11 protein-coding genes and 1 pseudogene are annotated in these 10,666 nt (G+C 74.2%); 8 read left to right on the plus strand and 4 right to left on the minus strand.

Annotated features, from left to right (window positions below):
• From AB0F11_RS35975 to AB0F11_RS35995, 5 genes are all read left to right on the plus strand, one after another.
• Positions 1-1,346 (plus strand): hypothetical protein (locus AB0F11_RS35975; RefSeq protein ID WP_362183400.1); only part of this gene is annotated, 1,346 nt, incomplete at its 5' end.
• Between the two features lie 172 nt (positions 1,347-1,518).
• Entirely contained in the window at positions 1,519-2,481 is a 963-nt protein-coding gene (locus AB0F11_RS35980) for an ABC transporter ATP-binding protein (RefSeq protein ID WP_362183403.1), read from the plus strand.
• Positions 2,478-3,218 carry an ABC transporter permease gene (locus tag AB0F11_RS35985; RefSeq protein ID WP_362183406.1) on the plus strand — a complete coding sequence of 247 codons (741 nt, stop codon included), beginning with the start codon at positions 2,478-2,480 and terminating at the stop codon, positions 3,216-3,218. Before AB0F11_RS35980 ends, AB0F11_RS35985 begins: the two co-directional genes overlap by 4 nt.
• 10 nt (positions 3,219-3,228) lie before the next feature.
• A complete protein-coding gene (locus AB0F11_RS35990) occupies positions 3,229-4,383 on the plus strand; it encodes a sensor histidine kinase (RefSeq protein WP_362183427.1) in 1,155 nt (384 codons plus the stop codon).
• A complete protein-coding gene (locus tag AB0F11_RS35995; protein WP_362183409.1) occupies positions 4,380-5,000 on the plus strand; it encodes a response regulator transcription factor in 621 nt (206 codons plus the stop codon). Before AB0F11_RS35990 ends, AB0F11_RS35995 begins: the two co-directional genes overlap by 4 nt.
• Positions 5,001-5,267: 267 nt before the next feature.
• Here the strand turns inward: AB0F11_RS35995 and AB0F11_RS36000 are convergent, their stop codons facing one another.
• Both AB0F11_RS36000 and AB0F11_RS36005 read right to left on the minus strand, forming a co-directional pair.
• Positions 5,268-6,059: a transglutaminase-like domain-containing protein gene (locus AB0F11_RS36000; protein ID WP_362183412.1), complete on the minus strand. Its 792-nt coding sequence runs from the start codon at positions 6,057-6,059 to the stop codon at positions 5,268-5,270.
• The gene (locus AB0F11_RS36005; RefSeq protein WP_362183415.1) at positions 6,056-7,039 is read right to left on the minus strand and encodes a GNAT family N-acetyltransferase; all 984 of its coding nucleotides are present in this window, start codon (positions 7,037-7,039) and stop codon (positions 6,056-6,058) included. Before AB0F11_RS36005 ends, AB0F11_RS36000 begins: the two co-directional genes overlap by 4 nt.
• A gap of 116 nt (positions 7,040-7,155) precedes the next feature.
• Between AB0F11_RS36005 and fdxA the strand changes: the two genes are divergently transcribed.
• Together fdxA and dapC are read left to right on the plus strand one after the other, a co-directional pair.
• Complete coding sequence (gene fdxA, locus AB0F11_RS36010) at positions 7,156-7,482, plus strand: ferredoxin (RefSeq protein ID WP_030291119.1); 327 nt, start codon at positions 7,156-7,158, stop codon at positions 7,480-7,482.
• Between the two features lie 112 nt (positions 7,483-7,594).
• Positions 7,595-8,689 carry a succinyldiaminopimelate transaminase gene (gene dapC / locus AB0F11_RS36015; protein ID WP_362183418.1) on the plus strand — a complete coding sequence of 365 codons (1,095 nt, stop codon included), beginning with the start codon at positions 7,595-7,597 and terminating at the stop codon, positions 8,687-8,689.
• A gap of 92 nt (positions 8,690-8,781) precedes the next feature.
• Here the strand turns inward: dapC and AB0F11_RS36020 are convergent, their stop codons facing one another.
• Positions 8,782-9,186 carry an ATP-binding protein gene (locus AB0F11_RS36020; RefSeq protein ID WP_362183421.1) on the minus strand — a complete coding sequence of 135 codons (405 nt, stop codon included), beginning with the start codon at positions 9,184-9,186 and terminating at the stop codon, positions 8,782-8,784.
• Between the two features lie 237 nt (positions 9,187-9,423).
• Complete coding sequence (locus tag AB0F11_RS36025; RefSeq protein WP_362183424.1) at positions 9,424-10,398, minus strand: hypothetical protein; 975 nt, start codon at positions 10,396-10,398, stop codon at positions 9,424-9,426.
• An 85-nt stretch (positions 10,399-10,483) separates the two neighbouring features.
• Between AB0F11_RS36025 and AB0F11_RS36030 the strand changes: the two are divergent.
• A pseudogene (locus AB0F11_RS36030) lies at positions 10,484-10,666 on the plus strand (succinyl-diaminopimelate desuccinylase); the annotation flags it as partial.

Below are 10,666 nucleotides of genomic sequence, written 5' to 3' on the forward strand. Positions count from 1 at the left end.
CCGCCCCCGGCGGTCCCGGCGCGGGCCCCCGCCCCGGCGGCCCCGGCTTCGGCGGTCCCGGCCCCGCGGGCCCGCTCGGCGGTCCCGGCGTCGGCGCCACCCAGGGCTTCCCCGCCTTCCCGGGCGACCCCGACCTCGGCCCCGCCACCGAGGCGTTCCCCGCGTTCGACGCCGCCGCGTTCGACGCCCCCGCCGGCCCCGCGGGCCCCGCCGGACCCACCGGCGGCCCCGCCCTCGGCACCTTCCCCGTCGACGCCCCGCGCGCCGACGAGGCCCCGCGCTGGCCCGGCCCCGAGCTGGACGAGCCGCGGCCCACCCCGGTCCCGGCCCCCGCGCCCCCGGCCCCCGGCCCGCGCGCCCCCAAGCCGTCCGGCGCCAAGCCCGCCCCGAAGCCCACCAAGGTCACCAAGGCCCGCTCCAAGCTGGTCCTGGTCGGCGGCGGCATCGTCGCCCTGGTCGGCGTGGCCTACGGCGCCGGGCTGCTGCTGAACCACTCCGACGTCCCCAAGGGCACCACCGTCCTCGGCGTCGACATCAGCGGCAGCCGCGACGAGGCCGTCGCCAAGATCCAGACGGCCTTCGGCAGCCGCGCCGCCGCCCCGCTCCAGCTGACCGTCGGCGGCAAGCAGGTCGAGCTCAAGCCCGAGAAGGCCGGCCTGTCCCTCGACGCCCAGACCACCGTCCGCAACGCCGCGGGCAGCGACTACAACCCCGTCACGGTCATCGGCTCGCTCCTGGGCCAGGAGCGCATCGCCGACCCCGTCATCCCCGTCGACGACGAGAAGCTCCAGGTCGCCCTCCAGGAGCTCGCCGGCACCGCCGGCACCGCCACCGAGGGAACCATCAAGTTCGACACCGGCAAGGCCGTCGCCGTCCCCGGCAAGGCCGGCACCACCCTCGACGCGGGCGCCTCCGCCGACCTGGTCACCAAGGCCTTCCGCACCATGGTGGCCACCGGCAAGGCGGCCCCGGTCGACCTGCCGGTCACCACCAAGGAGCCGGCGATCACCCAGGCCGAACTGGACCGGGCCATGAAGGAGTTCGCCGAGCCCGCCATGTCCGGCGTCGCCACCGTCAAGGCGGGCACCAAGTCCCTCCCCTTCGGCCCCAAGTCCCTGCCCAAGATCCTGAGCATGCAGGCCGTCGACGGGCACCTGGTCGAGAAGTACGACCTGGAGGCGCTCAAGGCCACGTACGGCAACAGCTTCGACGGCGTCCTGATCACCCGCGGCACCGGCGAGAAGACCCCGGTCACCCCGCAGGACGTCGCCGGCGCCCTCGGCAAGGCCCTGCGCGGCAAGACCGCCGCCGAGCGCACCGCCACGATCGACACCAACCCCAGCTGACGGCCCCGCCCGACGCCCGCACACGCAGCACAGGAGCCCCCGTTCCCGGCCCGGGACGGGGGCTCCCGCGCTGCCCGGGCGGCCTGTCACACCGCCCGCATGACATCTGTCATCCGCCGCTCACGACGGCAGACACTGCCGCGCGCACACCCGTACGGGCGAATCTTGGGGCATGACGACGACGACCTCGGCGCACCCCACCGCCGCGAAGGACACCGGACCCGGTGCCGGCTCCGTGGTGAGCTTCCGACACGTGACCAAGAGCTACGGCGCGGTCCGGGCGGTCGACGGCCTCTCCCTCGAACTCCACCCGGGCGAGACCGTCGCACTCCTCGGCCCCAACGGCGCCGGCAAGTCCTCCACCCTCGACCTCCTCCTCGGCCTGCGCCCGGCCGACTCCGGCAGCGTCAGGCTCTTCGGCACCACCCCGCGCGAGGCCGTCGCCACCGGCCGGGTCGGCGCGATGCTCCAGAGCGGCGGCCTGATGGAGGACGTCAGCGTGCGCGAGGTCGTCGCCCTCGGCTGCGCCCTGCACCCCCGCCGCTACCCGGTGGACGAGGTCCTCAGCCGCGCCGGCATCACCGAGATCGCCGACCGCATGGTCAACAAGCTCTCCGGCGGCCAGGAGCAGCGCGTCCGCTTCGCGCTCGCCACCGCCGGCCGCAACGACCTGATCGTCCTCGACGAGCCCACCACCGGCATGGACGTCACCTCCCGCCAGGCCTTCTGGGCCACCATGCGCGAGCAGGCCGCCCAGGGCAGCACCGTCCTGTTCGCCACCCACTACCTGGAGGAGGCCGACGCGATCGCCGACCGCGTCCTGGTCCTGAACAAGGGCCGCCTCCTCGCCGACGGCACCGCCGCCGAGATCAAGGCCAAGGCCGGCGCCCGCCGGATCGCGTTCGACCTGGCCGCGGACGCCCCCGTCGACGAGGCCGCGCTGCGCGCCCTGCCGCACCTGACCGCGTACGAGCGGCACGGCGAGACCGTCAGGCTCCAGTCGCGCGACGCCGACGCCACGGTCCACGCCGTGTACGCGCTCGGCCTCTACCCCCGGAACCTGGAAGTCGCCGGGCTGGGCCTGGAGCAGGCCTTCATCGCCCTCACCGAGGCCGAGGAGGCCGCCGCATCATGAACCAGCTCATCAAGCTCGAAGTCGTCCGCGCCCTGCGCAACAAGAAGTACCTGTTCTTCACCCTGCTCTACCCGGCCGCCCTGTTCCTGATGCTCGGCGGCACCCTGGACGGCACCACGAAGGTCCTGGGCACCGAACTGACCATGCCGGCCTTCTACATGGTCGCCATGGCCTCCTTCGGCGCGCTGACCGCCGTCCTGATGGGCAACAGCGAGCGCATCGCCAAGGAGCGCGAGAAGGGCTGGGTGCGCCAGCTGCGCCTGACCGCCCTGCCCGGTCGCGGCTACGTGCTCGGCAAGACCGCCAGCGCCGGCGTGCTGTCCCTGCCCTCCATCCTCGCCGTGTTCGTGGTCGCCGCGGCCGTCAAGGGCGTCCGCTTCGAGGCCTGGCAGTGGCTGGCCCTGACCGGCTCCATCTGGGCCGGCAGCCTGGTCTTCGCCGCCCTCGGCGTCGCCATCGGCTACCTGGCCACCGCGGACAACGTCCGCCCCCTGTCGATGCTCGTCTACTTCGGGCTGTCCATCCTCGGCGGCCTGTGGATGCCCACCGCCAACTTCCCGCAGTGGCTGCAGGACATCAGCGAGTGGCTGCCCACCCGGGCGTACGCGGGCCTCGGCCAGGCCATCGAGCTCGGCGGCGCGCCGCACCTGAAGGACGTGGCGATCCTCGCCGTGTACTTCGTACTGTTCACCGGTGCGGCCGCCTGGCTGTACCGCAAGGACTCACTGAAGGCATGAACCCGTGGCGCTGACGCAGGAGACCGACGGCGCGAGCCGTGTCGGCCACCCCCATGAGACCACCGTCCACAAGGTGGTGAAGAGCCTCTGGATCGCCATCTGGCTCTTCTACCTCAGCGCCCCCGTCACCGACCTGGTCAGCGGCGGCCACGGCAGCACGGCCCGGCTGCTCGGGGGCCTGGGCCTGCTGGCCTTCGTCGCCTCCTACCTGGTGCTGGTGTTCCACCCGGAACGGCAGCTGCCGGTACGCCGGGTCCTGATCGCCCTCACGGTGCTCACCACCCTGGCCACGGTGCTGTCGCTGAGCCTGGGCCGCGAGTGGCTGGTGCTCTTCGTCTACGTCTCCATCTCCTCCGGCGCCGCCCTGCCGGGGGAGCTGTCCCGCTGGTCGGTGCCGGCCGCCACCGCGCTGATGATGGTGGTGGCCCCGGCGCTGCCCGGCTGGGACGGCTACCTGGCCTCGCTGGTGGTCCCGGCCCTGATGGGCGGGTTCGCGATGGTCGGGGTCCGGGAGTTGATCCGGACCACGATAGAACTCCGGGAGGCGCGGGCCACGGTGGCGCAGCTCGCGGCCAACGAGGAGCGGCTGCGGATGGCCCGCGACCTGCACGACCTGCTGGGCCACTCGCTGTCCCTGATCACGCTCAAGAGCGAGCTCGCGGGCCGGATGCTGCCCGGCCACCCCGAGCAGGCCGCCCAGCAGGTCGCCGACATCGAGCGGGTCAGCCGGCAGGCCCTGGTCGACGTACGGGAGGCCGTGAGCGGCTACCGGCGGGCGACCCTGCCGGGCGAACTCGCGGGCGCACGGACCGCCTTGACCGCGGCCGGCGTGGCGGCGGACCTCCCGGTCGAGGCGGTCGACGGCCTTCCGGAGGAGGTGGAGGCGGCCCTGGCCTGGTCGCTGCGCGAGGCGGTGACCAACGTGGTCCGCCACAGCGGGGCCAAGCGCTGCACCGTCGCCCTGGAACGCCGCCAGACCCTGGCCGGGGAGATGGTGGAGCTGTCGGTCGCGGACGACGGCGCGGGCGGGCAGGCGGCGCCGGGCAACGGCCTGACCGGGCTGACGGAGCGTCTGGAGGCCGTGGGCGGCACCCTGTCGGCCGGTCCGGCCGGCAAGAGGGGCTTCCGCCTGCTGGCCCGCGTCCCCCTAGGATCAGGGGCATGACCGCCGCACGCCCCATCCGGATCCTCCTCGCCGAGGACCAGTCCATGGTCCGCGAGGCCCTCGCGGCCCTGCTCGGCCTGGAGCCCGACATCGAGGTGGTGGCCCAGGTGGCCCGCGGCGACGAGGTGGTGGCCGCCGCCCGTGCGCACGACGTGAACGTCGCCCTGCTGGACATCGAGATGCCCGGCATGACCGGCATCGAGGCGGCCGCCGCCCTGCGGGAGGCGCTGCCGCGGCTGCAGATCGTCGTCCTGACCACCTTCGGCCGGCCCGGCTACCTGCGGGGTGCGATGGAGGCCGGGGCCTCGGCGTTCCTGGTCAAGGACGCGCCGGCCGCGCAGCTGGCGGAGGCGGTGCGGAAGGTCATGGCGGGGGAGCGGGTGATCGACCCGACGCTGGCGGCCGCGGCCCTCGCGGAGGGGGCGAACCCGCTGACCGACCGGGAGCGGGAGGTGCTGCGGGCCGCGGAGAACGGTGCGACGAACGCCGAACTGGCGGCCGCCCTCCACCTGTCCCAGGGCACGGTCCGCAACTACCTCTCCACCGCCATCCAGAAGATGGCCGCCCGCAACCGGGCGGAGGCCGTCCGCGTGGCCCGCGAAAAGGGCTGGCTCTAGCCCGGCCGCGGCCGGTGCTCCCGCTGCGCGGAGCAGTCCCCTCCCCGCCCCTTCCCGAAACCGGGGCTGCGCCCCGGACCCCGTTCCGGGCGCTTCGCGCCCGGTGCGCTCAAGCGCCGCGCGGGCTGAATTCAGCCTCGCCGGCGTTTGAGGCGCTGGAGGTCCCCCAGCGGTAGCCGGGGGAGGGTCCGGGGGCGGAGCCCCCGGTTCGGGAAGGGGCGGGGTGGGGAAAAGGCTCCGCGCAGCGGCGGCGCCCGGCCGGGCCGGTCAGTTCAGGAGGGCTCGGGCGGAGACGGCCTCGGCGCGGACGCGGGCCGCGGCGTCGGCGTCGACGGCAGCCACCACCTCCGCGTACGCCTCCAGCTCCGCGGCCCCCTCCCGGAAGGATCCCCGCTCCACGAGGAGGCGAGCCCGCTCGTACCGCAGCGACGCGGGGTGGGACGGCAGGAGCAGCGAGAGCTCCAGGGCCCACAGGGCGACCCCGGACTGCTCCGGCCGCGCCGCGGCCCACGCCCGGATGTTGTTCAGGATCCGCATCACGATGTCCAGCGTGCGGGCGGGCGTACGGGGCCCGGCGGCCAGCTCGGCCGGCCCGGTCCCCGGCGCGGCCCCGCCCGCGAACGGGTCGACGACCACGCCCTCCTCCGGATCTCCGAAGCCCACCACGAAGTGCCCCGGCAGCCCGAGCCCGTACACCGGCGCCCCCGCGCGCCGCGCAACCTCCAGCCACACCACCGACAGCAGGATCGGCAGCCCCCTCCGCCGCCGCAGCACCTCGTGCAGCAGCGAGGACGACAGCCGGTCGTAGTCGGCGGGCGTGCCGTGGAAGCCGAGCCGCCCGCCGAGCAGCTCGGTCACCGCCGACGCCCACGCCCGGGCCCCGTGCAGCCCGTACGGCAGCATGCCGGCCAGCCGGTCCAGCTCGATCTGGGCCCAGTCCATGGCCCGTTCGTCCAGCTCGGGATCCGCCTCGGCGGCCAGCAGCAGGCACAGCACCGCCAGGTCGGGCCGCTCGGAGCGGGCCTCCCGCGCGAACTGCTCCCGGTTCTCCGAGGTCACTGCGCCGCCGCCCGGTAGTGGTGGTACGCGTGGTGCGTCGCGAAGCCCAGCCCGTCGTACAGCCCGCGCGCGGCCCCGTTGTCCGTCTCCACCTGCAGCCAGGCCGCCGAGGCCCCTTCGTCGAGCGCCTGCCGGGCCAGCGCCGCCATCACCGCCGTCGCCAGGCCCCCGCGCCGGTGCTCGGGGTCGACCTCGACGGCCGCGAAGGCGGCCCACCGGCCGTCCACGACCAGCCGCCCGATGGCCCGCCCCGGCAGCGTCGCGAACCACACCGACGGCCCGGCGACCAGCACCTGCCGGGCCACGGCCGGGTCCTCGACCTTCCCGTAGCGGCCGAGCCACTCCTCGTCCGGGGTCCGGGCGAGCCGCACCTGGGCGGTGTCGGCGACCGTGTCGGCGATCGGCGCCAGCGCCGCGACGCGGACCTCCGCCGACACCTGCCGGGCCCAGCCGCGCCGCTCCAGCTCCGCGCACAGCAGCTCCTGGGTGCCGGCGGCCCCCGTCGCGGCCTGCACGTACGCCGGAAGGCCTCGTTCCGCGTACCAGGACGTCACCCGCGCGAGTGCTTCGTCCAGCGGTATCCCGGGGTCGCCGAGCGGCAGGACCGAATTGGCCCGCCGGGTGAAGCCGGCGGCGGCCCGCAGCGTCCACTCGCCCAGCGGCTCGCTCTCCAGCGGCTGCCAGGACCGCGCGGCCACCCGCGCCAGCTCCTCGAAGGAGGCCGCGGGGCCGCGCCGCCGGGCCGGAGCGGCGGGCACCACCTTGCCCGCCACCAGGGCGGATTCCGCGATGCGGACGGAGTCGCCGTTCTTTCGTGTGATCGTCAGCACACCCTGGTCCCAGGATGTGAGAACCCCTACCGTGTCCGTGAACGCGGGCGAACCGCCGGACGCGCGTTCCACCCGTCGTACAGAGACTCGTTTACCCACGTCAGCCGGGGTGATACGGATCTCCAGCAGCCCACCGGCAGTGATTTCCACAGCTCTGTCCGCCCCTCCTGTTCGGATCGTGCCCGGGAACGGAGATACTAGGCGTGGGCATCGACGACGCCGCGCTCCCGCGCGATATGGACAGCCCTACCAAGGAGGAACAGAGCGTGACCTACGTCATCGCGGAGCCTTGTGTCGACGTCAAGGACAAGGCATGCATCGAAGAGTGCCCCGTCGACTGCATCTACGAGGGCCAGCGGTCCTTGTACATCCACCCGGACGAATGCGTCGACTGCGGCGCCTGTGAGCCGGTCTGCCCGGTCGAGGCCATCTTCTACGAGGACGACACCCCGGAGGAGTGGAAGGACTACTACAAGGCGAACGTCGAGTTCTTCGACGAGCTCGGTTCGCCCGGTGGTGCCTCGAAGCTGGGTCTGATCGAACGCGACCACCCCTTCATCGCCGCGCTGCCCCCCATGGGCGAAGGCCACTGACGGCCCTGCCGCCCCGGGCACGCGCACCTCGGTCCCGTACGGCCCCCGGGCCGCGCGGGACCGAGTCGTTTTTCCCGCAGTTCCAGGTACGCACGAGAGAGCAGAGAGCATCGTGGCCGCAGTATCCGCACGTCTTCCCGTCTTTCCCTGGGACAAGCTGGAGCCGTACAAGAAGACGGCCGCGGCGCACCCCGACGGCATCGTCGACCTGTCCGTCGGCACGCCCGTGGACCCGGTGCCGCAGCTGATCCAGGACGCCCTGGTCGCGGCCGCCGACTCCCCGGGCTACCCCACCGTCTGGGGCACCCCCGCCCTGCGCGACGCGATCACCGGCTGGCTGCGCGGCCGGCTCGGCGCGAGCGCCGCCGGGCACCGCAACGTCCTGCCGGTCGTCGGCTCCAAGGAGCTGGTGGCCTGGCTGCCGACCCAGCTGGGGCTCGGCGCCGGGGACAAGGTCGCCTACCCGCGGCTCGCCTACCCGACGTACGAGGTCGGCGCCCGGCTGTGCGGCGCGGAGGCCGTGGTCTACGACGACCCGACCGAGCTCGACCCGGCCGGCCTGAAGCTGCTGTGGCTCAATTCGCCCTCCAACCCGACCGGGAAGGTCATCGCGAAGGACGAGCTGGTCCGCATCGTCGCCTGGGCGCGCCAGCACGGGATCCTGGTGTTCAGCGACGAGTGCTACCTGGAGCTGGGCTGGGAGGCCGAGCCCGTCTCCGTCCTCCACGACGACGTCTGCGGCGGCTCCTACGAGGGCCTGGTCGCCGTCCACTCCCTCTCCAAGCGCTCCAACCTGGCAGGCTACCGGGCCGCCTTCATCGCCGGCGACGCCGACGTGCTCGGCGAGCTGCTGGAGATCCGCAAGCACGGCGGCATGATGACCCCGGCGCCCGTGCAGGCGGCCACCGTGGCGGCGCTCGGCGACGACGCGCACGTCGAGGAGCAGCGCGCGCGCTACGCGGCCCGGCGCGAGGCGCTGCGCACGGCGCTCGAGGCGCACGGCTTCCGGATCGAGCACAGCGAGGCCAGCCTCTACCTGTGGGTGACCCGGGACGAGCCCTGCTGGGACACGGTGGCGCACCTCGCCGCCCTCGGCATCCTGGTCGCCCCCGGCGACTTCTACGGCGAGGCCGGCGCGCAGTACGTCCGCGTCGCGTTCACGGCGACGGACGAGCGGGTGGCGGCGGCCGTCAAGCGGCTCGCCTGACACCGCCGGCCGCGCCGGCCGAGGAGAGCAGGCAGACGAGAGGGGCCGGGAGTCACGACTCCCGGCCCCTCTCGCACGCTTCGGGCTGTGAATCAGCCGCCCAGGCCGTTCAGCGGCAGGGTGTTCAGCGGCAGGTTCTGCGTGGGCACCGCGCCGGTCAGCTCGCCGGCCGGCACGGAGTCGGTCACGCCGCCGGTCGGCAGACCCTTGCCGGCCGGCAGCCCGCCGAGCAGGCCGCCCGCGGTGTCGGAGACCTGGCCGGGGCCGCCGGGCAGGACGTGGGCGGCGGTGTCGGTGGCCGTGTGGGCGGCGGCCTCGCCGGTGCCGACCGCGTCGCCCGCGGCGGCGGTGGCGTCCGAGCCGGTGAGCGCGCCCAGCTGCGGCACGGACTCCAGGCCCGCGGCGCTGGCCGCGCCGGCCGCACCGACCACGGGAGCTGCCCCGGCTGCGAGCAGCAGCGCGGTACGGGCGATCCGGCGGGTCAGGGGGAGGGACATGATGCTCCTAAGCGGTAGCGGCTGAGTACGCCGGTACAACCGCTCGCAGGGCGGGGCGGGTTGCGGACCCGATCAGTAAAGGATCGGTAACGCATCGTTTTATCGGCTTCCCGGAAAAGTGCCGGGAACCCGCGCCGACCTGCGCTTACGTGCCCGAACGGGCCGCACGCACCGCTCCGGCGATCACCCCCGCGCGGGGGAAGCCCCGTACGCCTGACCGGGATGCCGGGCGGCGCGTCACTTCTTGACGAAGATGCGCACCTCGCCCTGGTTCGCGTTGTGCGGGTCCCCGTCGCCCGCCTTGGCCCCCGGCAGACCCTTGTCCTGCCACTGGCCGTTGGCCTGCCCGGCGATCCAGCCCCGCTGGTTGTAGGAGACCCGCGCGATGTTCAGCCCGCGCGCGTTCGCCACGGCCCAGCCCGCGATCGCCCGGCTGCCGCGTTCGGCGGGCGCCCCGCCGTCGCTCTTCTCCACCACGGTGACCTCGGTCTCCTTGATCCCCCGGCCGCCGTCCCCGGTGCTGCTCGGCGAGGCGGGCGTCGTGTGCAGCGAGCCCTTGGCGAAGATCCGCTTCAACTCGCCGCGGACCTTCTCCGGATCGCCGGGGGCGGTCGGCGCGGGCCCGCCGCAGGCCACCTCGCCGCCGCCCGCGAAGGCCGCCGTCAGGACCGTCGCGTCCGGCTCGTGCTTCGCGTACGCCTGCGGGAAGCCGCTGAGCTGCACCCGCTGGGCGGCCTCCGTCAGCGGCAGCCGCGAGTACCCCTTGATCTCGACCAGCCGGTCGTAGAAGATCCCCGCCGAGTACACCGGGTCCATGATCTGCTCCGGGGTGCCCCAGCCCTGCGAGGGCCGCTGCTGGAACAGGCCCAGCGAATCCCGGTCGCCGTGGTCGAGGTTGCGCAGCGCCGACTCCTGCATGGCCGTCGCCAGCGCGATCGTCACGGCCCGGTCCGGCAGTCCCTTGGCGACGCCGACCGCGGCTATCGTCGCCGCGTTCGCCGCCTGCTCCGGCGTCATGTCGTACGACTGGCGCGCGCCCCGCCCGCCGGCATTTCCGGCCGTATCGGAAGCCGTGCAGTGGGGCGCACCGCCACCGCCCAGCGAGTTGAACTGCACCACGAGGTAGCCGACGAGCGCCAGCAGGACGCACAGGCCGGCGGCCGTCAGGAACCGACGGCGGCGGCGGGGGCGGGGAAGATCGCTCTGGGACACGCGGCCCACCGTACTTGAGCCAGATGCCACGTCCACCGGCCGGACGTGAGACGTTCGCCGCAGCCCGGCGCGTTAGGGTCGGCTCATGACCGAATCCGAGCTCGACCTCACCCTGGACGCCGCCGAGCTGACCGCCCGGCTCGTCGACATCCCCTCCGTGAGCGGCGACGAGAAGGTCCTCGCCGACGCCGTGGAGCTGGCCCTGCGCGCCCTGCCCCACCTCACGGTGGACCGCTACGGCAACAACGTCGTGGCCCGCACCCACCTC

It is taken from the genome of Streptomyces sp. NPDC032472 (assembly GCF_040636955.1).
In the GTDB taxonomy this organism is placed as follows: domain Bacteria; phylum Actinomycetota; class Actinomycetes; order Streptomycetales; family Streptomycetaceae; genus Streptomyces.